Source organism: Deltaproteobacteria bacterium, from assembly GCA_018668695.1.
Lineage (GTDB): Bacteria > Myxococcota > XYA12-FULL-58-9 > XYA12-FULL-58-9 > JABJBS01 > JABJBS01.
This window is the reverse complement of record JABJBS010000201.1, coordinates 23,563-46,655: the sequence shown is the minus strand read 5'-3', so window position 1 is coordinate 46,655 and position 23,093 is coordinate 23,563. Positions and strand designations below refer to the sequence as shown.

The following is a 23,093-nucleotide window of genomic DNA, read 5'->3' as shown; positions in this document are numbered from 1 at the left end:
CGAAGAAAAAAGTGACCAAGAAGAAGGCCACCAAGAAAAAGGTCACTAAGAAAAAGGTGACCAAGAAGAAGGTCACTAAGAAGAAAGTAACCAAGAAAAAGGCCACTAAGAAGAAAGCGTCCGAAGATTAGTTCACTTACTCGTTGTAGCCCTCTTTAGGGCTTTAGGCGCTTAAAAACCATCACTGTGTACTTAAACCAGTCCAACGTCGCTCGGTCCCGAAAAGATTGACCAACGTCAACGAGTTCTTCATACCCCATCGCTTGCAGTCGGCAGCTAACATATTCGCTGTCTCTGCAGTTCACATGCCCAAGTCCAGTCTGACCAGGAATCGCCCAGCTTAAAATGATGCCTTCACGGTTCATGCTGTGGAGGTTCTCAAGGTAGATGCGTTCATATTTGGCCGGAATATGTTCGGCCACCTCTAGAGATAAGCTCCAATCGTAAACCCTTGAAAGTTCCAGAGGGCGGGCAAGGTCGGCTTGGCCACAGAGGCCACCGGAGAGTTCTGGTGTATTGGGATTCCCGTCGACTCCGTCGCAGTCAAAACCAGCCTCTTGCAATCGCCTTACATAATTGCCCGTACCACAACCGAGATCGATGACCGATTGACCCATAGGGATAAACTCTACGATGGCATTCGCAAGATTTGAGTCGAACATATGCTCTTCTTGAAAGTTCGTTCCTACCCAATAGCCATGACTTGAAAGTGTGTATTCTTCAGGCATCATTTACTCGCTCTTTGGCGGTACCGCCGCTCGAGCTTTAAAACACGTTTAATGTAGTGCCGGGTTTCGGAGGGCACCTTGCCCAAACGTTTACGCTTTGAGACACGTCCCATCCCCCAGTTGTATGCTGCTGCAATTTTTTCTTTATTACCTCGGTACCTTTTCCAAAGAATTTTTAAGTACCGCACGCCTCCGCGAATATTATCTTTTGGGTCAAATGGATCTGTAACGCCCATATCTCGTGCGGTGCCCGGCATCAGTTGCATGACGCCCATCGCTCCCGTGCTGCTAATACGGTACGGCATCAAATTGGACTCGGCCTCAGCTACTGCAGCTACAAGTGAGTAGGGAATTTTATTAATATGTGCGTAATGTCTCAAAAGCTCTCGGATAGATTTGTCTTTATTTAGGAATGGGTACTGGATAGCGTGACCCGCGAGCTTTCCGAGGGCGCTTACCTTATTTTGAAAATGAAACGGTGAGAGTAGATGCGGATAGCCGCCGCCGAAAGTTCGCACGGATTGGTTGACGCCCACCATCGCACCAAGGGCAATAAGACAGCATAAGAAAACCCATTTACGTAATCCACCAAGCATAACGCTTTGTAGAACGATTGAGTGAGCACTACGAATTCCTTGCAGCATTGGAATTGAATCATTTGGTCATTTTTTCCGCTGGATTTTTGCGTACTGCTCCATGAGAGGCTAGAAAATCGACTTTGCTGGATCTTTTCCGGTGGATGCGATCGTTAAGGCTCTCACCCTAAGCACTTATGTAAGTAATTGGGGATGTTTGTGGGCTGGTGTCGCTAAAATTGTCATTGATTACAAAGCCTTAACGCCCACTGGGCCAGCGGGTGCCTGGTAGTACCTTCAGGCCATACTCATCGCTCTCTGTTTCAAGCCGATTGCTAGAGAGTACTTTCATTAATGGCCAGATCTACCTGATTTTATTAGTTTTTGAAAAAAAACCAAAGTTCATAACGCGTCTGAGCAAAGTGATCTGGGCCTGCGTAAACCCTTACGAAACCGTGAACCTGCTTGACCTTTCTACGTTTTTTTAATTTAGATCAAAGTGGGAGATAGTGGATCATAGTGGATCTTCGTGGATCTAAGTGGAACTCGTAACCAAAACAAACCAAGCGGTCATTTCATGTTTCTAGGACAACACCAGCACACCATCGACGCCAAAGGCAGGATGAGTCTGCCGGTGCGTTTTCGTGAGCAGCTCGCGCCCGTGTCGAGCGGTGAGTCCGGAGAAGTGAATTTCATTTTGACCACGGGAATCGATCGATGTTTGGTTCTCTACCCAGTGAAGCAATGGCAAGAGTTTGAAGAAAAGCTGGCAGGCCTGTCCCAGTTTGACCCGGCGGTGGTTGCGATTAGACGAATCTACCTTGCTGGAGCAGCCGAGGTGACGCTTGATAAGAATGGCCGCCTCCTCGTACCACCGATGCTTCGAGAGTGGGCCGGTTTGTGCCGGGATGTTGTTTGGGCAGGCACGGGTTCTACCGTTGAACTCTGGGACAAGGAGCAGTGGAACCAAAAGGCTGATGATTCGAGGTCTGACCCTCAGGCTGTGTCAGCGGCACTTGCGGGATTGGGCTTATGATGGATTCAGAGCCGCCCAAGCAAGACTTTGAGCACGAGCCCGTATTGCTACGGCAAGTGGTCGAGAGCATTGCTGCCGAAAATCCCAAGCTCATTATGGATTGCACTCTTGGCGGCGCAGGTCACTCCGCAGCGCTTTTAGAAGCTATTCCACAAGCTCATTTAATCGGCTTAGATAGAGACCAAACAGCCATCAGCGTCGCCAAGAAACGACTGTCTCAATTTGGCGATAGGGTAACCATCGTTCACTCTTCATTCGAGAATGCACCACAAGTGTTAGCAGATCTGGGCATTGATGGCGTCGATGCTTTACTGGCAGACCTTGGCGTTTCATCTCACCAAATAGATACAGCAGACCGAGGTTTCTCCTTTCGAATGGATGGGCCCTTGGATATGCGCATGGACACTTCGGTGGGCCAATCTGCGGCAGAGATTCTAGAAGAGATTCCCGAGAAAGAACTGGCTAGAATCATTAAGGTTTACGGTGAGGAACGCTATTCCGGCCGCGTAGCCCGGGTGATCAAGGAGGCTAACCTCACGACCACGGCTGAACTCGCCGATGTGATTCGCAGTGTGGTGCGAAAAGGTAAAGACAAGCTGGATCCGGCAACCCGAACTTTTCAGGCAATCAGAATGCTGGTCAATGGTGAGTTGGACCAACTGGAAAATCTGCTTAACGCGATTCCAAACTTACTTAACGATGATGGAGTCGCGGCCTTAATAAGTTTTCACAGCTTGGAAGATAGAGCTGTGAAGCACGCATTTCGCAAGGCTGCAAAAGGTGAAGAAACACCGCCTGAAATTCCGGTCTATGTTCAGTACGTGGCACCGACGATGGAAGTCGTAACCCGGAAGCCACTGGTTGCTGATGACGATGAAATTAGGAGCAACCCGCGCAGCCGAAGCGCGAAGCTGCGTGTCGCTCGTCGCCTTGCTCGAGGGGATAACTGAAATGTCGATTGTGGGACGATTTCTTTGTGCGGTCGCAATTGTGTGCCCTTTGATAGCCGGACTCTTCATTGTTCATGTGCACCAAGATGGTGTTCAGCTTGGTTACAAGTTGATGAAGGAAGAAAAGCGACACCGCGAGCTCGTTATGACTTTGAAGAAATTAGAAGTCGAGTTGGCCGCGGAGTGCGCACCCGAGCGCCTTAAAGAGCTTGCTGCTCGGCTGGGGCTGAACCAGCCAGAGAATTCACAAGTTGTTGGTGCGGTCTACCCGAGCGGGGGACCGAATGTCGAGTAGTCATCAAATAGCAGTTGGCCGTCTCAAGTTTGTCTTTGGGCTATTCATTGCTCTGAGTCTCTGCATTGTAGCGCGTTTTGTACAGCTCCAAGTCGTTCAGCACGAACATTTAAAAGGGATGGCTGACCGTCAGCATCTGCGCAGTGTTCATATCGCAGCCAAACGTGGAAATATTTACGACCGCAATGGGCAGAATCTTGCCATTTCAGTTGATGTTCCTTCCATCGCTGCTGACCCTTCTTTAATTCAAGATCCACGCCCGGTCGCCAAAGCTCTCTCCAAAACTCTCGGCTTAGATTACGAAGCGCTTTATAAACGCCTGAGTTCTGATACCCGTTTTGCCTGGATGCAGCGCCGAGTCCAGCCAGAGATCGCAGAGAAAGTTCGCAGCCTTAAATTACCAGGAATTTTTGTTCGCCAAGAGGCCAAGCGCTTCTACCCAAATAAGAACGTAGCCTCTCAGATTCTTGGATTTACAGATATTGATGGCCGAGGCCTTGAAGGGGTTGAGCGCGCACTTGAGGGCAAGCTTAAGGGCCAGCTGCAAATTATTAAGACGGCACGAGACGCCAGAGGGCGTCCGGTTTTGGCCGGCGGTTTGGATCCAGAAGGCCGAGCGCGGGGCAATGATATTCGGTTAACGTTGGACTTGAATATTCAGCACGTGGCTGAAGTCGCTTTGATGAAGATGATTGAAGAAACCAATGCAAAATCGGCCTCGGCGGTTGTGCTTGATGTTGAGACTTCTGAAATCTTAGCCATGGCAACAGTTCCAAGCTTCAACCCAAATAAGATTACAGGCTCCAAGACTGGTGACCGCCGTAACCGCGCCTTGGTCGACCTTTTCGAGCCTGGTTCAACGATGAAACCCTTTGTGGTTGCGGCTGCCTTGGACGAGGGTTCATACAAAGCCGATGACCAGCTCTTTTGTGAAGATGGTAAAATGCGAGTGGGCGGACATACTATTCGCGACTATAAGCCATACGGTTGGATGACGCTTACTCAGATCATTCAGAAGTCATCGAATATTTGCTCCGCGAAAATCGGTCAAACCTTAGGTAACGAAAAACTCTACTCGACTTTAATCAACTTAGGTTTTGGTACACGGACAGGAATTGATTTTCCGGGTGAAACTCTAGGTATGCTTGCAGCACCTTCTCGGTGGTCTGCATCTTCAAGCGCAACGATTTCCTTCGGACACGGAATGGCTTCCAATTTACTTCAGCTCGCGGGAGCTTACCGCGTATTGGCAGCCGAAGGCGTCTACAAAACTCCAACCCTCATTCATAGCATCGAAGGCCCCGATGGCATCGAAGAATCAGACCAGCCGCGGCAGGAAAAACGTATCTTCGATGCGGAGGCGGTAGCACATACTGTGAGAATGATGGAGGCAGTGGTGGGCGAGGGCGGTACAGGCCGGTTGGCTGCCGTGCCGGGTTATCGCGTAGCAGGCAAAACGGGTACCGCTCAAAAGATTGATCCCATTTCAGGGGGTTACAGTGACGAACTCTTTAGAGCGGTCTTTGGAGGATTTCTTCCTTCACGTGATCCACGGGTTGTTATTGCGGTGGTAGTAGATGAGCCAATCGGCAAACATACCGGCGGGGCCGTTGCAGGTCCTGTGTTCAGTGAAATCGGTTCAGCTGCGATGTTGCATTTAAAAGTTCTACCGACTTTAGAGCAAGAGGCACGGCCTACATCGAATGTGGCTGCAGCTATCGCGCGAATTAATCAGCTTCCATCTATTTCAACGAATCCAGAGCCAGCTGAAGATAATCTGGATAAGCCAAGCTCTGGAACCATTCCATCGTTCTTAGGTTTAAGCGCTCGTCAATCTTTAGCGCGTTATCAAGAGCTGGGAATAGACAGCCATATTGAATTGGTTGGATCTGGAGCGGTTGTGAAGCAAGAGCCACGAGCTGGAACACGTTTTGGGGACGTAGATAAATTACGACTTGTATTGGGACAACGGTAGCGAAGAGGTGAAAGTGAGTTCTCTATTCATAGATCAGGATATTAAGCAGGAGGGCCCCGACGTGGAGGTTCTTGGATTGGCTTATGATTCCAGAGCTGTGAAAAATGGATTCTTGTTTGCAGCACTTAAGGGTTCGCAGGGAGATGGCAAGGCGCATGTAAACGATGCGGTTGCACGTGGCGCGGTTGCTGTTCTCAGCGCTGATCCCATTGCTCAACCAGGTGTTACGAACATTCTCGCTAAGCATCCCCGTAAAGCCCTGGCGCTTGCGGCCAATAATTTTTACGCTCGCCCTGATCAAAAACTTAAAATGATAGGGATTACCGGGACGAACGGTAAGACCACCGTCGCCCATTTGGTTGAAGGAATTCTTGAGGCAGCTGGTCTGGCTCCTGGCGTCATCGGAACTCTCGGCGCACGTTATCTAAACAAGACCATCGAAACCGGACTTACCACGCCGCAATCTGTTGACCTGTCCTCCATGCTTTCACAGATGACTACGGAGGGTGTCGCCAGCGTGGTTATGGAAGTGAGTTCTCATGCCTTGGAGCAAGATCGAGTCGGCGGTGTCCAGTATGACGTTGGTGTTTTCACAAACTTAACTCAAGACCATTTAGATTATCACGGCTCTATGAATGCATACTTCGATGCTAAGTCTATCTTGATTAACGAGCGTTTGAAGCAAAACGGAGCGGCAGTGTTGAACCTCGATGACCCGACCATAGCCGGGCTAAACGTCGAGGGCGTTTGGGGCTTTAGTGTCAAAGGTCATCCACAAGCTCGAATCGTTGCTGAGCAAATTGAGATGGGCCGCGACGACACCCGAGTTCAAGTATCTATCGATGGGCACAGCCTAAACATTCATAGCCGCATGGTTGGTGGCTTCAACGTTGAAAATATTCTTGCAGCCGCAGGTGTTGGCGCAGCTCTCGGTTTTAGCCACGATGTGATCCGCCAAGGTATTGAAAGTGTGGACGCGGTGCCCGGCCGGCTTGAGAGAGTGAATCAAGTTGGTGAACCGTTGGTGGTTGTAGATTACGCCCATACACCAGACGCTTTGGAAAAGGCTCTTACAGCTGTTCGAGAAATTACGAATGGAAATGTTTTTTGCGTCTTTGGTTGCGGTGGTGACCGAGACACTGAAAAGCGCGAGCCCATGGGACAAGCAGTGGGCCTTGGTGCAGACAGTGCAGTTGTAACCAATGACAATCCTCGCGGTGAATCACCGGAAGCGATTGCCGAAATGATAAGACCGGGCTTGGTGACCAGTGGGATGGCCTCGGGGCATTTAGGAAACCTAAAAGAATACGAAATAGAATTGGACCGTTCCCTTGCGATTGGAAAAGCCGTGCGCGCGGCTGGACCCAACGATGCAGTATTGATCGCAGGCAAAGGACACGAGGACTATCAAATAACTGGAGATGAGAAACGATATTTTGACGACCGAGAAGAAGCACGAAGTGCCTTAAAAGCACGGGAATAAACTTTTTCTTTAAGCGGTTACATAAGGGAGGGGGGCTCCTATTATGAGTAAGCCATGGTATATAGCGCCTGAGCATTTTCGTATTCAGGCGAGTATCAAAACGAAACAAGAGAAATTTAGAACCCGTAACCTCGTAGCGCCTCAAGGGCTGCTCGATAAAAAGTACGTAAGAGAGATGTCTCGTACAGAGACTGATAAAAAGAAGAGTGAAGTAAGTAATTAACTCTGTTATTGACTGTTGCGAAACGATACATTGACTATGCAAGAAACAATCGAAACAAATCAATGGCTGCTTGATGAGCTTGCGCGAGCGACTCAAGCAGAACTTCGTGGAGGGGGGCTCCCAGCCCACATTGAATCGGTAGGGACCGACACCCGGTCCCTACCACCACGAAGTTTGTTTGTTGCCCTTCGGGGCGAAAATTTCGATGGTCACGAATTTCTCCAAAAAGCTCTCGATTCCAACTGCCTCGCTTTGATGGTTGATAAGCAAGGTGCAGATGCTGTGCACAGTTTAGAGGGTTCTCCCGTTCCGGCTTTGGTCGTTGATGACACACTCTTTGGTTACGGGGAGCTTGCTGCTTTCCACCGACGACAAATGGCTCGTCCTGTTGCGGCGGTTACCGGCTCCAATGGTAAGACAACGACGAAAGAGCTGATGGCGGCGGCATTAAATTCTCGAGGGCCCGTTCACAAAACTGCCGGTAACTTCAACAATCTCATTGGCGTTCCAAAAACAATTCTCGACTGGAAGAATGATGCCTGGGCCGCAGTGGTCGAAATGGGCATGAACATTCCGGGTGAGATAGAGCGGTTAACTCAGATAGCAGCGCCTGATGTGGCAGTGATCACAAATGTAGCGGGCGCACATCTTGAGGGACTCGGAAGCATCGAAGGCGTGGCGCGCGCCAAAGGTGAGCTTTTTGCAAACTTACCTCCCAACGCTGTGGGCGTGGTGAATTTAGATGACCCGATGATTTGCTCTGTTTGCCTGCCTTTACTGGGAACTCGCCCTCGCCTTACTTTCGGAAAAGGCCGATCTGCAGATGTGAGAATTCTAGAATACATCAGTACGAAAACAGGCTGTATTGTACGGTTGAGTATTCAGGGCCATGGTTTTGATTTCCCGGTTCCACTCTTTGGCGTTCATCAGGCTTCCAATATTGCAGCGGCGGTTTCAGTTGCCCTTGCCCTTGGCTCCCGGCCAGCGTCTATCCAGGCCGGCCTCTCGGGAGTAGCGGTTCCTGGTGGTCGGTGCCGAGTGTTTATGCAGTCTGGCCGAAATATGATCGATGATTCCTACAATGCAAACCCAGCATCGATGTCTGCGGCTTTCAAGACCATGGAAGTTCTCGCGGGAAGTAACCGCCGATTGGCGGCTCTAGGCTCCATGTTTGAGCTTGGTGATGAAGCAGCGGTCTTGCATTTTCAAGTTGGCGAAAATGCGGCGAAATCAGGAATTGATGAAGTATTTGCTTTAGGGCCTTGGGCAAAAGATTTAGCTGCCGGTGCTCAAGAAGCCGGTGCTCGTGGATATGCATTCGAAGAAATGAATGACCTCACTGGTCACCTCACTCAATCGCTGAAAGATGGCGAGTGGTTGCTGGTTAAAGGTTCGCGAGGAATGCGAATGGAACGCGTTTTTGATGCGTTAGATACGGAAATGACTAACTGATGTTATATCATCTATTCACAGCATGGGCCGATGTCATTGGGCCTTTTCGAGTTTTTCGATACCCTTCGTTTAGAATCCCTGCGGCTGCGCTCACGGCTCTGGTCTTGATGCTTTGGTTATTTCCGCGCTTCATTGAATTTTTGAGATCGCAGCAACACGGCGTCAGCAATGTTCGAGAGGACACGCCGGAACAGCACCAGGTTAAACGAGGCACTCCTACGATGGGTGGTGTTTTTATTTTAATCACCTTGATGGTCAGCACTTTACTCTGGGCTGATTTGAGTAACATTTTTGTTTGGGCTGTTTTATTGGTCACTGCTGGCTTTGGAGCCATCGGGTTCATCGATGATTATCGCAAGGTAAAAAAGAAAGACTCCAAGGGTCTACCGGGGCGCAAGAAACTTCTCTATCAAGTTTTTGTATTAGGTGGACTGACAGCTTTTTTAATGGCTGCGCGTGCGGGGTATTTTGGAACACCCATCGAACTTGATACCACGGTTTCACTTCCTTTTGTTTCGGTAAAACTATTTAACCCTGATATTGGCTGGCTTTATGTCCCATTCGCATTCTTGGTCGTCATGGGTACCTCCCACGCGGTGAACCTCACCGATGGATTGGATGGACTGGCCATCGGTCCAACAGTCGTGAGCGCATCAACCTTCATGATCTTGGCCTATATTGCAGGTTTGGTTTTGGGTGTGAATGCCGGCGGAACCTACGTTGAGTTCAACGCAGCTGATTATCTCAACTTGGTTCATATCGAAGGTATGGGTGAGCTGGCGATTTTGTGCGCGGCCATTGCCGGAGCAGGCATCGGTTTTCTGTGGTTCAACACATTTCCAGCCTCGGTATTCATGGGTGATGTTGGTTCATTGGCCCTTGGAGGGGCACTCGGAGCCATCGCGGTTTTAACGAAGAATGAATTCTTAAGTGCGATTATCCACGGTGTATTTTTGGTGGAAGTGTTGAGTGTCATCACTCAGGTGGCCAGCTTTAAGCTTACCGGAAAACGCGTTTTTCGAATGGCGCCAATTCATCACCACTTTGAACTCAAAGGCTGGGCAGAACCGAAAATCATTGTTCGCTTTTGGATTGCTTCAATTATCCTTGCCTTGGTTGGATTGGTAACACTGAAACTACGATGAGTTTATGGAAGCCCTCCAATAGCGAGCTTGCAAAGCTCGACGAGATACTCGGCTCATTGCCTGGTAGGCGCATCGGTCTACTGGGGCTTGGTGTCGCCGGGAGGGCCATGGCTCATTACCTCGTCAAGCAGGGCGCAAATGTTGTAGCCGCGGACCTGAGAACAGAGCTTGGGCAGGATGAAAATCTCAGTCCAAATCTGACGCTTCGTTTGGGCTCAATGTCTGAAAGCACGTTTGACGATGTGGAGGCTTTGGTTATTTCACCAGGAGCGCATCCAGAGCAACCAGCGGTCCAAGCGGTTCGAGCATCTGGACGACCAGTTTTCGGCGAACTTGAGTTGGTAGGTAACTTGGGAGCGAAGGTTGTTGCCATTACTGGGACCAATGGAAAAAGCACCACCACGGCATTGATCGGTCGTCTGATCGAGGGCTTGGGTTACAGCGTTTTTGTGGGCGGTAACCTCGGTGATCCATTAAGCCGGTTTGCCGCCAGTGGAGAGTCGGTTGATGTGTTGGTCCTTGAGTTGTCGAGTTTCCAACTTGAAACGGCGTACCGTTACCGGCCTGATGTATCCGTTGTCCTCAATGTGACGCCAGACCATGGCGAGCGATATGACGATTTAGAAGACTATGCATTAACGAAAGCCAATATCTTGGCCAGTCAAACAGATGAGCAGGTCGCCGTTTTAAGTGCAGATGATACTCGGGTCGAAAAGATGGCTCAAAATACAGCTGCTCAAGTTCGTTGGTTTTCAACCGGCGCAGATTTGAGCAATCGAGATGGCCTCTACTTAAACAACGATACCGCCCAAGGCAGTGGTAAACTTAGCTCAGAACTGAATCTCAACCTTGAGCACGAAAAACTCTTTGGCAGGCATAACCGAGAAAATGCTTTGGCTGCGTTCCTCGCGGTAGATGGCTTGGGTCTCGCCGACCACAATTGGTCCGGCATCCTTAAGGGTTATCGGGGTTTTGGTGGCCTTGAGCACCGGCTTGAGTGGGTTCGCGAAGTAGATGGAGTGCGCTTTATCAATGACTCCAAGGCGACCAACGATGAAGCTGCGGCGGTTGCGTTAAGAGCCTTGCCGGCTCCGGTCGTGTTACTGGCCGGCGGTCGCAGCAAGGGCGGCGGGTATGAAGCCCTGGTTCAGGCGAGCAAAGACAAAGTGACTCAGGTGATAGCTTTTGGTGAAGCCGGCGATGAGATTTACGAACGATTTTCCAAAGAGCCGTTAGATACGAGGCAATGCACAACGATGCTAGAAGCAGTTGCGGGATCCTTGACCGGTTGTACAGAGGGAACAACCGTGGTGCTTGCGCCAGCTTGTTCTAGTTTTGATGAATTTCCCAATTACACCGTGCGAGGACAGGTTTTTAAACAAGCTGTTCTTGCTCTGGGCGAAGGGGCAGCGCGATGAGTCAGCAGTTGAAGTTGAAAGAAGCACCCAAGATCGATCTTTGGTTATGCGGCTCCGTGATTGCTCTCTTAACACTGGGCTTGGTCATGGTTTACTCCAGCAGCTCCGCCCATGCAGCAAAATCTTTCGGAGATCCCGAGTTCTTTATCCGTCGCCAGTTGATGTGGTGCACGTTGGGACTGGGGGGTATTGCTCTTGTGCTGCGCGTTCCCACTCATATTTTCTCGCGCCGAGCGGGTTGGTTCGCACTTTTTGCGGTTGTACTTTGTGCAATCGTTTTGATTCCCGGAATAGGCGTCAAAGTTGGCGGTGCCCGCCGCTGGCTTGATTTGGGTTTAGCTAGATTTCAGCCATCTGAGTTTGCGAAGGTAGCATTGGTTATTTTATTCGCAGTCGTTTGCTCTCGCCGAGCAGCCCGCGGTGACACAGATACAAAAAGCTTAATCGTTCCTTTTCTTTTCGCTCAGATTCCCATCGCCTTGATTTATTTTGAACCCGATTTGGGCACCGCTTTTGTAATAGAAATGGTTCTTTTGACTATGTTGCTGGTGGCGGGCTTAAAAATACGGGTCGTGGCCATGGTGACCTTGGCCATTGCTCCCATTGTTTACCATCTGATTATGGGAACACACTACCGGCTACGCCGGGTGATGGGATTTATCGATCCTTGGGCTCATCGATCAGACGAAGGCTACCAATTAACAGAGGCATTGATTTCGATTGGCTCTGGAGGACTGACCGGTTTAGGACTTGGTCAGGGTAAGAAACAGCTCTTTTTCTTACCAGAAGCACATACCGACTTTATTTTCGCAATTTTAGCCGAAGAATTGGGCCTTATTGGTGTGGTTTTCTTTGTCACAGCCTTTTCAATTCTGGTATTCCGCTCCGTTCGAATTGCTATGAAGGCACCAGATCTGTTCCGGGTTTTCCTGGCAACGGGTATTACGGCGATGCTGGCAATCCCGATGTTGTTTAATTTGGCAGTGGTGACTGGGTTGGTTCCTACAAAGGGTCTCCCGTTACCATTTATGAGTTCAGGTGGTTCCAATATGTTGATGGCGCTTGTTTGTGTGGGAGTTCTTTTAAGAATTCACCTGGAAACTCAAGATGGCCACGACATCGGTGGAGAACACGCGTGATGGATGTGTTGATTGCCGGCGGCGGTACCGGTGGCCACCTATTTCCTGGAATCGCGCTGGCCCAAGAGGTTCGGCGACGAGACCCCAATGCGCGCATTGTATTTGTAGGTTCTCCCCGGGGCATCGAAAAACATGCAGTCCCCAAAGCTGGGTTTGATCTGCGGCTGATTCCCGTGAGTGGTTTACGAAGCAAAGGTTTGAAAGAAAGACTTTTAGGTCTCATGCGATTGCCGGTGGCGATGGTGCAGGCGTTTTGGGTCGTCGCTCGGTTTCGGCCAGATGTTGCGGTTTCTTGTGGCGGCTATGCCGCAGGTCCTGCAGTTTTGGCGGCCCGGATACTCGGTGTGCCGTGTATTGTGATGGAGCAAAATGCCGTTCCAGGTGTTACGAATCGAATATTGGGTAAAGTTGCCCACCGAGTTATCTCCGCGCTTCCGGTAAAAGGTTTCTCTCCGGAGAAGGTTCGGGTCTTAGGAAATCCAGTTCGTTCAGATTTACTCCGTGTCCGTGATACCGGCTACACCTTGAGCGAAACTCCGCAGATCCTTCTTTTTGGAGGTTCACAAGGCGCACGAGCTCTAAATGAAGCGATGATGGAGTTGGCTCCGGTATTAGACCAAGAGGGCTTAAACGTTCGCATTGTCCACCAAACTGGCCGCTTGGATTATGAGCGAGTTAAGGAACACTATAAAACGCTTGGTATTGAGCGAATCGAGGCCCGTCAATTCATTGATGATATGGCGACTGAGTATGAGGCCGCCGACTTGGTGATTTGCCGTGCAGGCGCCACGACCATCGCAGAGCTTACCGTGGTCGGACGTCCCTCGATTCTTGTACCTTTTCCGTTTGCAGTTGATGACCATCAAACGGCGAATGCGTTGGAACTAGAAAACCAGGGTGCTGCGCTGCATTTACCTCAAACCGAACTTTCGGCTCAGAAGATTTTAGAGCTTCTCAAGGGATTTCTCGCAGATTCAGACAAGTTAAAAACCATGGCTCAGGCAAGTTTCGATGCAGGTCGTCCAGATGCCGTCTCACAGATTTTTGATGCTTTGAAAGAGGAGATTAAGCATGTTTAGAGGACGTGCCCATCGGCTCCATTTTGTTGGTATTGGCGGAATTGGGATGAGTGGTATTGCCGAAGTTCTCCTGAACTTGGGCTATGAAATTCACGGTTCTGATATGCGAAAATCTTCAGTGACTGAGCGTTTAACTTCAATGGGCGCTGTGATTCATCAAGACCACGCAGCTGAAAATGTCTCCGAGTGTGACGTTGTCGTCACCTCCACCGCAGTTCGCGCCGATAATCCAGAGGTGAAAGAAGCCCGCCGGATTGGTATCCCTGTAATCCGACGAGCTGAAATGCTAGCGGAGCTGATGCGAATGAAATATGGCATCGCTGTTGCGGGTACTCACGGCAAAACCACGACCACGAGTTTGTGCGCTACGATTTTAGGCGAGGGCGGTATTGATCCCACTGTGGTTATCGGTGGCAGGCTGAAGTCGATTTCATCGAATGCGCGGCTGGGCGAAGGCGAATACCTGGTAGCAGAAGCCGACGAGAGTGATGGCTCCTTCTTGAAGTTGATGCCAACCATCGCGGTTGTAACGAATATCGATCCCGAGCACTTGGACCACTGGTCCGGAGGTTTACCTGAGATTGTTGATGCCTTCGTCGATTTCGTAAACAAGGTCCCGTTTTATGGATGTTCAGTGGTGTGTTTGGACCATCCAACGGTTCAAGCTTCCTTGCCGCGCATCGAAAAACGCTACCTAACCTACGGATTATCTCCTCAAGCTGATTATTGTGCTTCGAACCTCGAGACGGTCAACGGCCAGGTCTCATTTGATGTGGTGGCTCATGGCGAGGCCATGGGACGCGTAACATTGAATATGATTGGTCAGCACAATGTACAAAATGCATTGGCTGCAATTGCCGTGGCGGATGAAGTCGGTGTCGACTTTGCCGTTTCCATTCGAGCACTTGGTACGTTTGAGGGCATTGGACGGCGCTTTGAGTCCAAAGGTGAGGTTGGCGGGATTGAGGTGGTTGATGACTATGCACACCACCCAGAAGAACTTAGAGCCACCCTTGGCGCTGCGCGAGAGGCGTTTGACCGCCGCGTCGTCGTGGCTTTTCAACCCCACCGCTACAGTAGAACGCAGAATCTGATGGATGATTTTGCGACCTGCTTCAACGCTTCAGATGTGCTCTTGCTCACGGATATCTATGCGGCAAGTGAAGACCCGATTGAAGGTGTAACAGCCTCTGCGTTGGCGGACGTCATTCGAGCCCATGGGCACCATGACGTAAGCTGGGTGGGCTCAGTTGCAGATGCAGGAAAAGCTCTACAGGAACGTGTTCAACCTGGCGACTTGGTGATTACCTGCGGTGCAGGAAATATCTATCAAGCCGGTGAAATGCTTTTAGAAGAGCTAAAAAAGAACGTTTTTAAAAAAGAAGATGAATAAACTTTTCGATAGGTGATTATAGTGTCGGATGTCTCGTAAATAATGATTTTATTAAGCGAAATTTTGGCCAAATTGAGAAAAGTCTAGTTTCATAGAGGTGGCAATCGTGCCCACGAAGTGGGTACTGCATAAGCCTGGAGGGGCTTTGAAAAGTAGAAGGGTAAAACCAGCAAGCCGTCGGCCGCGCAACCGACGTGTGAAGCAGGGGCGGAAGAATACATCCGCTTTGAACCTGGGAGCACTCTGGCAGTTCACAAAAACTGCCGTGGTGTGGACGGGCTCTTTTGCGTTGGTTTGCGGTCTCACCTTTGCTGGCTACACCGGCTGGCAACATTTTCAACAAAGCGACAGCCTTTTGGTGAAGAACATCGAGGTCGCTGGGATTCAGCGTGTAGCGGAGCATGAAGTTCTGGCTTATGCGGATTTGAAAGTGGGCATCCCGGTTTTCGACATCGACCTTGCAGATTGTGCAGAGAGCGTGCGGCAGCACCCCTGGATTGAGGAAGCAACGGTTCGTCGGCGACTGCCCGATGGAATTTTCGTTGACGTTAAAGAATTTACTACCGGCATCTTAGTCTCCATGGGCAATCTTTATCTGGCCAACCCGCAAGGGCGAATCTTTAAGCGCTTATCACGAACTGACAGTCTCGACCTTCCTGTCGTCACCGGGTTGAGCCCAGCTCAGAATGCAGATGAAGAACTGCGCAATCAGCAGATACTTACTGACGCCATGGCTTTGGCGGCTAATATTGCTGAGCACGAGGCGGTCATGGGACGCCTTGAAGAAATTCATTACGACTCTCATCTACATTGGTCCATCGTCACCGGTCATCCTCATAAGGATGATGGCGTTTTGACGATGCATCTTGGAGAGCACCCCGGTCGCCGCTTAAGCGTGGCCCGGCAGGTCTTAGGACAACTTAGACAACGTACGCGTGTACCACGTGTGATCTGGTTAGACGGGGAAACCCATCCAGAACGGGTACACATTCGCTTTGCCGATTCAGGACAATTCGCGGATTCGACAACTTTCACAGCAACTCTGAGGTAACACATGGCACAAGATGAAAATCTCATCGTCGGCTTAGATATCGGCACCACCAAAATCTGCGCAATCGTCGCAGCAGTCCAATCAGACGGCTCCGTAGAAATACAAGGCATCGGAACGCATCCATCTCGTGGTTTGCGCAAGGGCGTGGTGATTAACATCGAGGCCACAGTCGCATCGATTAAGGAAGCCATTCGTGAGGCTGAATTAATGGCAGGCTGTGAGATTTCCCATGTTTATGCTGGCATTGCAGGTGGGCATATCAAGGGTCTGAACAGTCACGGTATTGTCGCGGTAAAAGACAAGGAAGTCACTGAAGCGGATGTTGAGCGAGTCATTGACGCAGCTCGTGCCATTGCCATTCCATTGGACCGCGAAGTCATTCATATCTTGCCTCAAGAATATGTCATTGACGACCAAGACGGTATTCGTGAGCCTCTTGGCATGAGCGGTGTGCGTTTGGAGTCAAAGGTTCATATCGTAACTGGCGCTGTGACCAGTGCTCAAAACATCATCAAATGCGCTCAGCGCTGCGGTCTGACCGTAGCCGACATCGTCCTCGAGCAGCTCGCGTCTTCCGAAGCAGTACTGTCTCAGGATGAAAAAGAGTTGGGTGTAGCACTGATTGATATTGGTGGCGGAACAACCGACCTGGCGATTTGGAGCGAGGGCAGCATCATTCATACCTCGGTTTTAGCCATTGGTGGTGCTCACATCAGCAACGATATCGCCGTGGGGCTGCGTACTCCGATGGATGACGCCGAGCGAATCAAGCAGAAATTTGGATGCGCGATGGCAAGTATGGTGGATGAAGAAGAAACCATCGAAGTGCCAAGTGTGGGTGGTCGTAAACCCCGCGTACTTTCTAAGAGAATTCTTACTGAAATTATTGAGCCGCGGGTTGAAGAGATGTTCTCTCTGGTTCATCAAGAGATTCAGCGAACTGGCTACGAAGATCTCTTGGCAAGTGGCGTGGTGATTACTGGAGGAGCAACATTGCTTGAAGGTATGCCAGAGCTTGCCGAAGATATTTTAGGGCTTCCGGTGCGATTGGGGATGCCGGAAGATCTAGGCGGGTTGATGGATGTGGTGAGAAGCCCTGTCTATTCAACAGGTGTTGGACTCGTCCTCTACGGGCGTGACCACGAAGACCACCGTTACTTTAAGGTACGAGAAGAAAACGTTTATACGAAGGTCAAGAGCCGAATGAAGTCTTGGCTCGGTGATATTTTTTAGAAAATAAATAGCAATGGAAACATGCCGATATGGGGTGCGCGCCCCAGGCATTTAGGAGGGAGCAAGTTATGATTCACCTGGACGACTATAATGCACAAGATGCATTGATTAAGGTCATCGGAGTTGGCGGTGGTGGTGGTAATGCCATCAACACAATGATTGAGCACAATATTACCGGCGTAGAATTTATCGCCGCAAACACGGATCAGCAGGCTTTGGCGAAAAACCTAGCGGGCGTTAAGATTCCACTTGGGTCAACGCTCACCAAGGGTCTCGGCGCTGGTGCTAATCCAGATGTGGGCCGCGAAGCTGCACTTGAGGACCGTGAGCAAATTGCTGCATGTCTCGATGGTGCAGATATGGTTTTCGTCACCTGTGGTATGGGCGGCGGAACTGGTACCGGAGCTGCACCTGTGATTGCGGAACTCGCACGCTCGATGGGCTGCTTGACTGTTGGTGTTGTCACAAAGCCATTCTTCTTTGAAGGCAACCGTCGGCGCCGTCATGCTGAAGGCGGTATCATGGAGCTTCGTGATTCTGTTGATACTTTGATCACGATTCCAAACCAGCGACTGCTTTCAATTACTGATCAAAACACGCCCATGATGGATGCATTTAAGTCTGTCGATACCGTTTTGCTAAACGCGGTACAGGGCATCAGTGATTTGATTACGTGTCACGGTGTCGTAAACGTCGATTTTGCTGATGTTCGAACAGTTATGACTGATCAAGGCATGGCGTTGATGGGTACCGGGCGTGCGACGGGTGAAAATCGAGCAATCGAAGCAGCCAGCCAAGCCATTGATTCGCCTCTTCTTGAAGATGTGAGCATTGATGGGGCAACCGGCATTCTTCTGAACCTGACTGGTGGACGCAACATGAGCCTTAACGATGTTCATCAAGCCTCTACTCAAATCCAAGAAGCAGCCGATGAAGATGCGGAAATCATCTTTGGCGCTGTTATCGATGATACGATGGAAGCAGAAGAGCTTAAAGTCACAGTGATTGCCACGGGCTTTGACCGCCGGGACTCACGACGTCCTGATCCGGCAGCTGGCTCCAACATGATGGTTGCCAAGGAAACTCATGACATTCCTACAAAAATTCGTTTAGACCGCGAAAAGAACCAGTTTGCTAAGGTGCGTGCACCTGAAGCTGCGGTTGAAGTTGAAGAAGCTACTTTTGATGTTCCCGCTTTTATGCGCCGTCGTCCTCAGTAAGCTTTTTTAATTGTTTTCCATTTGCTCCTTGGAGGCCGGCTGACGCAGAATATGCTCATCCGGCCTCTACTCATTTGTGGCTATCTTTGTTATCCGAATCCCCCGACTGCGACCACGAAGCCAGCTCCTGAGCCGTTGGTTGTTGGATTAACCTTGATTGAGGATGGGTCATGCGCGCTTTTGATTATTTGATTCTAACTTTTTCAAGTGCAGGTGGGCTCGGTTACGCCCCGAAAGCACCCGGTACCTTTGGTACCTTGATGGGCATCCCGCTTTGGTGGGCGCTCTCGCAGTTGCAGCTCCCCGTATGGCAGTTCGTCCTGGTTGTGGCTTTGCTAACTGCTTTCGCCGTTTGGGTGTCTGGTCACGCGGAGCGAATTTATGGGAGCCATGATTCGGGCAAGATTGTTATCGATGAAGTTGTCGGTTTTCTAGCCACCGTGATTGCTGTGGATTTTGGTCTTCGTGAAGTCATTGTCGCTTTTATCATGTTTCGGATTTTCGACATTATTAAGCCTCCGCCCATTGGCACCGTGGATAAGAAAGTCGAAGGCGGTTTTGGTGTGGTGATTGATGACACCATCGCCGGACTCATGGCTTGCCCACTGGTTCACGGCGTTCTTTACCTAATGGATAAATTCCTCTAGCTATTTGTCTGCTCGAGCCTTAGAGAGTGTCTCCCGGTGCCCCGGGAAACAGATTAGGCCCACCTTAATTCTCGTTTAATGAACTAGACGAGCCAGCGTTGCCGGTGAGGCGTAAGCGGAGCGTTGGTCCATGACCAGTTTTAGTAAAGACTTTGAGCTGACTCGCGGCGAGGTGTTGCGGTTTGCAATTCCCAGTACACTCTTCTCTGTATTACGTCATGGCTACCGAACCGTGGACCAGTATTGGATTCAACATGTATCCACTGAGGCGCAAGCCGCTATTGGCTCCTCTACTTTTGTTCTGATTCTATTTTCGGGCCTCTTCGTGATGCTCTCGGCGGGCGCGGGTCCTTTGATTGCGCGTGCGACAGGAGCTGGGGATCTAGAGCTGCGGCGAAAGGTGCTTGGGGCCTCGTTTTACGGAGTCATCTTTATTACGCTTGTAACGATGGTTGTGGGCTCTGTTTTCGCGCCTGAAATAGCGACCCTGCTGGGCCTTCACGGGGAGACCCATACTGAATGTGTTCGATACCTTTCCGCGTTGTCGCTAACCTGCTTCCCGTTGGTTCTCATACCACTGGTTGATCAGGCGTTTATCGCGATGGGCAGTGCACGAACGCCGATGATTCTCCATGGCGCTATGCTCGCTTTAAACATCGTGATTACGCCCTTTATGATTCACACGATGGGTCTTGGAATTGTGGGCGCAGCTTTGGCTTCTAACCTTTCCTATTTAATCGGCGGAAGTATTGGTTTTGCGATTATTTGGAAAAGAGCAGGTGCGACTCGCTCGGATATTCGATTGGGCTTCCAGCTTAAAAGAATTTTGCGATTGGGTACCCCGATTGGCCTGGGGACCATCTCTTATGCGCTGGTGTATTGGGGAATGCTCTATACTTCGATCTCTCCTTTAGGGCCTCATGTGAACGCCGCCTTAGGTATAGGATTCTCGGTGCTCGAGGGTTTCACGTGGCCATGCTTCCATGGAGTGGAACTGGCAGTGGCATCTTTTGTGGGCCGAAGTTTAGGCGCGGGACGCCCAGACCAAGCACGCCGGGCCATCCGGTTGGCGCTGCCACTTTCGTTGTTTTTAGGCGTGGTGTCCTCAGTGGCTTTTTATTTCGGTGCAGAGTTCCTAACTGGCATTTTTACCGAAGACCAGAAGGTACATGACCAGGCCATTTTATACGCCACGATTTTAGCTTTCTCGCAGATATTTGTCGCAATCACGGTGCTTAATGAAGGTGTGCTCGCTGGGGCCGGAGATACTCGAACGGTCTTTTGGCTGACCACGCCGCTTACTGTCGTGCGGGTACCGCTTGCTTACTTTTTTGCATTTACGCTGGGCTATGGTGCCGCTGGGATCTGGTGGGCTATCAACTTAACGACGTACGCAAAGGCGATAGCAACGAGTATTGCCTGTTTTCGTGGTCGTTGGGCGGAGCAAGAAATCTAGCGCTTCAAACTCAGCGAACCGCGTAGCACGGCCAGGGTTCACCTTGTAATTTGATGGGTAGACTCACATAATACAGCTCCTGAGGATTCTTTTACTCGATACTCCAGGAGTTGTAATCGTGGGAATGTTGAGCATCATCAGTTCTGCAAAGTTCTTAAGACATACAAACTATTTTTATTTAACGGCCGCGTTTTGGTTAGCCAGCTCCACGGGATGTGCCACGATGAACCCTATTGATCCTAAATCACCTGAACATCATACCGAGACCGGTTTTCGAAATCTTTTTATCGAATCCAAGGCCAAAGGTTTCGGTGATATGTGGAAGTGGAAAGTCTCGGGGGAGGGTCCGAGGGGCAGTGACACCGATAGGAAAAGTGTACCGCGGGTTGATGTAGATCAAGCCTCGTTAAATAAACCGGGCTCCGCGCCTCAAGTGACTTGGATAGGGCACTCCACTGTTCTTTTCCAAATGGCTGGTAAAACAGTCATAACAGATCCTGTTTTTTCCGACCGTTGCTCACCCGTTAGTTTTGCCGGCCCGAAGCGCTACCAAGCGCCAGCGCTCTCTGTCGCTGAGCTTCCTAAAGTGGATTTTGCGGTGATTTCCCATAACCACTATGACCATCTCGATAAAGCATCCGTGATTGCGATGGGTAAAGAGGTGCATTGGCTCGTACCGTTGGGTCTCAAATCCTGGTTCAACGACTTGGGTATTGAACGGGTCACCGAGCTGGACTGGTGGGCCGAGACCACGCTTAGCGATGTTCGTTTTGTGGCAACCCCAACTCAGCACTGGTCAGCCCGAGGCCTAGCTGACCAATTTGAAACGCTGTGGGCATCATGGTTGGTTGAAATAGATGGTGTCCGATTTTGGTTTGGCGGCGATACTGGCTACAACGATATTCAATTTAAAGAGATTGGAAAACGCTTTGCGCCGATTGATATCGCGGCGATTCCTATTGGTGCCTATGAGCCACGTTGGTTTATGAAAGAGATGCACGTGAATCCCGAAGAGGCGTTAAATATTCATGAAGATATTGGAGCGCGCTGGTCCTTTGGTGTTCACTGGGGAACGTTCCAACTTACGGATGAGGCGCCGCTCGACCCTCGAAAAGATTTACTCAAATTCAGAGACCAGAAGGGGCTCAGTGAAGATGAGTTTACAACCTTAGCAATTGGAGAAACGCAGACGCGTTAACCTAAGGCGAAGTGTTAGGGTGGGTTCGAATCAAAAGATGATGTGGAGATTTTTATGACGCGTATTGAAGCCTTAATCATTGGCGATGAATTACTCGACGGGCGTGTGACTGACACCAATACAGTGCGTTTAGCCCAGAAGCTTGGTGAAATGGGCCTAAAGATTCAACAACGCACGACTATTACGGATGACTTGGACATTATCATTTGTGAGGCCAAGCGCATTGCGGAGCGCGAGACCAAGGTGTGTGTGGTCAGTGGAGGCTTGGGGCCGACCAGTGATGATATTACAGCTGAGTCTTTTGCACGCTTACTGGGCGTAGAGCTTGAGCGCGACGCAGCCCAGGCACAGAAAATTACGGACCGCTTGATTGGCCGTGGCCGTGAAGTGACGGCAAACCAACTGAAACAAGCAGACAGACCTCTTGGGGCAGAAGTGATTGAGAACCATCATGGCACTGCGCCGGGTTTTGCCGTGGTCTACCAAGGTTGTCGATTTGTCTCGGTACCAGGTGTGCCGCGCGAGTTTGATCCAATGATTGAAAGCGCGGTTTTGGCCCCATTACAGGAGACGAGTGCCGAACCCGCTCGTGTCGTTTTGCGAACCTTTGGGATGGTGGAAGCACAGGTCGAGACGAAGATTAAAGAATTGAGCACCAAGTGGCCGATGGTTCGTCTTGGGTTTCGAGCACATTTCCCAACCATTGATGTTTCACTCAGCAGCGATGCCGATGACCGTCCGGCTTTAGAAGAAGCGGCGGGCTACGCGCGGGAAAAATTAGGGAACCATCTCTTTAGCGAAGAGAAGGGACCGTTTGCTGCGAGTCTCGTAAAAATGCTGCAAGAGGCTCAAGCCACCGTTGCCACAGCCGAGTCGTGCACTGGAGGTAAGGTCGGAGATTTGATTACGGATGTATCTGGGAGTAGCGCGGTCTTTCGAGAGGGAGTCGTGGCCTATTGTAATGAGGTTAAGGTAAGCCGGTTGGCCGTCAAACCCGAAACACTTGAGGCCCACGGGGCAGTGAGTGAGCCCGTTGTTCTTGAAATGGCGCGGGGCGTTCGAGAAAAAGCGGGAGCGACCTATGGCTTAGCCATCAGCGGTATTGCTGGACCCTCAGGGGGAACGCCTGAAAAGCCAGTCGGCACGGTATTCTTGGCAGCCGTCGGAGAGCACTTTGAAGAAGTTCGGAAGCTATCTTTGGTCTATGGCCGGGAGCGCAATAAAGTGGTCAGCGCTTTTGGTGTTTTAGATTTGCTTCGCCGAGCCCTTCAGCGCAGAGCGGATTCTTAAAGTAGACACCCGTTTTCAAGAGCTTCTTCACCTCGCTGGGGATTCCGAAAATCCTTAAAATTGAAGAACTTTTACGAGAAATCCTCTTTCGATTCGGCCCTTTTGTG

21 protein-coding genes are annotated in these 23,093 nt (G+C 50.4%); 19 read left to right on the top strand and 2 right to left on the bottom strand.

Annotation, left to right across the window (positions count from 1 at the left end; all coding sequences use genetic code 11):
• Positions 1 to 155: 155 nt before the first annotated feature.
• Both HOK28_10755 and HOK28_10750 read right to left on the bottom strand, forming a co-directional pair.
• Entirely contained in the window at positions 156 to 731 is a 576-nt protein-coding gene (locus HOK28_10755) for a methyltransferase domain-containing protein (GenBank protein ID MBT6433564.1), read from the bottom strand.
• On the bottom strand, positions 728 to 1,372 hold the full coding sequence (locus HOK28_10750; GenBank protein ID MBT6433563.1) for a lytic transglycosylase domain-containing protein: 645 nt from the start codon (positions 1,370 to 1,372) through the stop codon (positions 728 to 730). The genes HOK28_10755 and HOK28_10750 overlap by 4 nt, the downstream gene beginning before the upstream one ends.
• A 508-nt stretch (positions 1,373 to 1,880) precedes the next feature.
• On the opposite strand from HOK28_10750, the gene mraZ reads away from it, so the two are divergent.
• The 19 genes from mraZ to HOK28_10655 all read left to right on the top strand — a co-directional run bounded on the left by mraZ (position 1,881) and on the right by HOK28_10655 (position 22,986).
• The gene (mraZ, locus tag HOK28_10745) at positions 1,881 to 2,339 is read left to right on the top strand and encodes a division/cell wall cluster transcriptional repressor MraZ (protein ID MBT6433562.1); all 459 of its coding nucleotides are present in this window, start codon (positions 1,881 to 1,883) and stop codon (positions 2,337 to 2,339) included.
• Positions 2,339 to 3,289 carry a 16S rRNA (cytosine(1402)-N(4))-methyltransferase RsmH gene (gene rsmH, locus HOK28_10740; GenBank protein MBT6433561.1) on the top strand — a complete coding sequence of 317 codons (951 nt, stop codon included), beginning with the start codon at positions 2,339 to 2,341 and terminating at the stop codon, positions 3,287 to 3,289. Before mraZ ends, rsmH begins: the two co-directional genes overlap by 1 nt.
• 1 nt (position 3,290) lies before the next feature.
• Positions 3,291 to 3,584: a hypothetical protein gene (locus HOK28_10735; protein MBT6433560.1), complete on the top strand. Its 294-nt coding sequence runs from the start codon at positions 3,291 to 3,293 to the stop codon at positions 3,582 to 3,584.
• Positions 3,574 to 5,559, top strand: a complete 1,986-nt coding sequence (locus tag HOK28_10730) for a penicillin-binding protein (GenBank protein MBT6433559.1) — start codon at positions 3,574 to 3,576, stop codon at positions 5,557 to 5,559. The genes HOK28_10735 and HOK28_10730 overlap by 11 nt, the downstream gene beginning before the upstream one ends.
• A gap of 13 nt (positions 5,560 to 5,572) precedes the next feature.
• On the top strand, positions 5,573 to 7,042 hold the full coding sequence (locus HOK28_10725; GenBank protein ID MBT6433558.1) for a UDP-N-acetylmuramoyl-L-alanyl-D-glutamate--2,6-diaminopimelate ligase: 1,470 nt from the start codon (positions 5,573 to 5,575) through the stop codon (positions 7,040 to 7,042).
• A 43-nt stretch (positions 7,043 to 7,085) separates the two neighbouring features.
• Entirely contained in the window at positions 7,086 to 7,265 is a 180-nt protein-coding gene (locus HOK28_10720; protein MBT6433557.1) for a hypothetical protein, read from the top strand.
• Positions 7,266 to 7,301: 36 nt separating this feature from the next.
• Positions 7,302 to 8,717: a UDP-N-acetylmuramoyl-tripeptide--D-alanyl-D-alanine ligase gene (locus HOK28_10715; GenBank protein ID MBT6433556.1), complete on the top strand. Its 1,416-nt coding sequence runs from the start codon at positions 7,302 to 7,304 to the stop codon at positions 8,715 to 8,717.
• Positions 8,714 to 9,862 (top strand): phospho-N-acetylmuramoyl-pentapeptide-transferase, encoded by a 1,149-nt coding sequence (locus HOK28_10710; protein ID MBT6433555.1) that lies wholly within the window; start codon positions 8,714 to 8,716, stop codon positions 9,860 to 9,862. The genes HOK28_10715 and HOK28_10710 overlap by 4 nt, the downstream gene beginning before the upstream one ends.
• On the top strand, positions 9,859 to 11,280 hold the full coding sequence (murD, locus tag HOK28_10705; GenBank protein MBT6433554.1) for a UDP-N-acetylmuramoyl-L-alanine--D-glutamate ligase: 1,422 nt from the start codon (positions 9,859 to 9,861) through the stop codon (positions 11,278 to 11,280). Before HOK28_10710 ends, murD begins: the two co-directional genes overlap by 4 nt.
• Positions 11,277 to 12,419: a putative lipid II flippase FtsW gene (ftsW, locus tag HOK28_10700; GenBank protein MBT6433553.1), complete on the top strand. Its 1,143-nt coding sequence runs from the start codon at positions 11,277 to 11,279 to the stop codon at positions 12,417 to 12,419. The genes murD and ftsW overlap by 4 nt, the downstream gene beginning before the upstream one ends.
• On the top strand, positions 12,416 to 13,498 hold the full coding sequence (murG, locus tag HOK28_10695) for an undecaprenyldiphospho-muramoylpentapeptide beta-N-acetylglucosaminyltransferase (protein MBT6433552.1): 1,083 nt from the start codon (positions 12,416 to 12,418) through the stop codon (positions 13,496 to 13,498). The genes ftsW and murG overlap by 4 nt, the downstream gene beginning before the upstream one ends.
• On the top strand, positions 13,491 to 14,891 hold the full coding sequence (locus tag HOK28_10690; GenBank protein ID MBT6433551.1) for a UDP-N-acetylmuramate--L-alanine ligase: 1,401 nt from the start codon (positions 13,491 to 13,493) through the stop codon (positions 14,889 to 14,891). Before murG ends, HOK28_10690 begins: the two co-directional genes overlap by 8 nt.
• A 145-nt stretch (positions 14,892 to 15,036) precedes the next feature.
• Positions 15,037 to 15,942 (top strand): FtsQ-type POTRA domain-containing protein, encoded by a 906-nt coding sequence (locus HOK28_10685; GenBank protein MBT6433550.1) that lies wholly within the window; start codon positions 15,037 to 15,039, stop codon positions 15,940 to 15,942.
• Positions 15,943 to 15,945: 3 nt separating this feature from the next.
• Positions 15,946 to 17,175, top strand: coding sequence for a cell division protein FtsA (gene ftsA, locus HOK28_10680; protein MBT6433549.1), 1,230 nt, complete (start codon positions 15,946 to 15,948; stop codon positions 17,173 to 17,175).
• A 68-nt stretch (positions 17,176 to 17,243) separates the two neighbouring features.
• Complete coding sequence (ftsZ, locus tag HOK28_10675; protein MBT6433548.1) at positions 17,244 to 18,395, top strand: cell division protein FtsZ; 1,152 nt, start codon at positions 17,244 to 17,246, stop codon at positions 18,393 to 18,395.
• A gap of 170 nt (positions 18,396 to 18,565) precedes the next feature.
• The gene (locus HOK28_10670) at positions 18,566 to 19,042 is read left to right on the top strand and encodes a phosphatidylglycerophosphatase A (GenBank protein ID MBT6433547.1); all 477 of its coding nucleotides are present in this window, start codon (positions 18,566 to 18,568) and stop codon (positions 19,040 to 19,042) included.
• Between the two features lie 130 nt (positions 19,043 to 19,172).
• Positions 19,173 to 20,498 carry an MATE family efflux transporter gene (locus HOK28_10665; GenBank protein ID MBT6433546.1) on the top strand — a complete coding sequence of 442 codons (1,326 nt, stop codon included), beginning with the start codon at positions 19,173 to 19,175 and terminating at the stop codon, positions 20,496 to 20,498.
• A 118-nt stretch (positions 20,499 to 20,616) separates the two neighbouring features.
• A complete protein-coding gene (locus tag HOK28_10660; GenBank protein MBT6433545.1) occupies positions 20,617 to 21,696 on the top strand; it encodes an MBL fold metallo-hydrolase in 1,080 nt (359 codons plus the stop codon).
• Between the two features lie 54 nt (positions 21,697 to 21,750).
• Positions 21,751 to 22,986 carry a CinA family nicotinamide mononucleotide deamidase-related protein gene (locus HOK28_10655; GenBank protein MBT6433544.1) on the top strand — a complete coding sequence of 412 codons (1,236 nt, stop codon included), beginning with the start codon at positions 21,751 to 21,753 and terminating at the stop codon, positions 22,984 to 22,986.
• Positions 22,987 to 23,093 lie beyond the last annotated feature (107 nt).

Coding starts and splice junctions, on each gene's coding strand:
- HOK28_10755 (MBT6433564.1), bottom strand. CDS start 731: ATGATGCCTGAAGAATACACACTTTCAAGTCATGGCTATTGGGTAGGA.
- HOK28_10750 (MBT6433563.1), bottom strand. CDS start 1,372: ATGCTGCAAGGAATTCGTAGTGCTCACTCAATCGTTCTACAAAGCGTT.
- mraZ (MBT6433562.1), top strand. CDS start 1,881: ATGTTTCTAGGACAACACCAGCACACCATCGACGCCAAAGGCAGGATG.
- rsmH (MBT6433561.1), top strand. CDS start 2,339: ATGGATTCAGAGCCGCCCAAGCAAGACTTTGAGCACGAGCCCGTATTG.
- HOK28_10735 (MBT6433560.1), top strand. CDS start 3,291: ATGTCGATTGTGGGACGATTTCTTTGTGCGGTCGCAATTGTGTGCCCT.
- HOK28_10730 (MBT6433559.1), top strand. CDS start 3,574: ATGTCGAGTAGTCATCAAATAGCAGTTGGCCGTCTCAAGTTTGTCTTT.
- HOK28_10720 (MBT6433557.1), top strand. CDS start 7,086: ATGAGTAAGCCATGGTATATAGCGCCTGAGCATTTTCGTATTCAGGCG.
- HOK28_10715 (MBT6433556.1), top strand. CDS start 7,302: ATGCAAGAAACAATCGAAACAAATCAATGGCTGCTTGATGAGCTTGCG.
- murD (MBT6433554.1), top strand. CDS start 9,859: ATGAGTTTATGGAAGCCCTCCAATAGCGAGCTTGCAAAGCTCGACGAG.
- ftsW (MBT6433553.1), top strand. CDS start 11,277: ATGAGTCAGCAGTTGAAGTTGAAAGAAGCACCCAAGATCGATCTTTGG.
- HOK28_10690 (MBT6433551.1), top strand. CDS start 13,491: ATGTTTAGAGGACGTGCCCATCGGCTCCATTTTGTTGGTATTGGCGGA.
- ftsA (MBT6433549.1), top strand. CDS start 15,946: ATGGCACAAGATGAAAATCTCATCGTCGGCTTAGATATCGGCACCACC.
- ftsZ (MBT6433548.1), top strand. CDS start 17,244: ATGATTCACCTGGACGACTATAATGCACAAGATGCATTGATTAAGGTC.
- HOK28_10670 (MBT6433547.1), top strand. CDS start 18,566: ATGCGCGCTTTTGATTATTTGATTCTAACTTTTTCAAGTGCAGGTGGG.
- HOK28_10665 (MBT6433546.1), top strand. CDS start 19,173: ATGACCAGTTTTAGTAAAGACTTTGAGCTGACTCGCGGCGAGGTGTTG.
- HOK28_10655 (MBT6433544.1), top strand. CDS start 21,751: ATGACGCGTATTGAAGCCTTAATCATTGGCGATGAATTACTCGACGGG.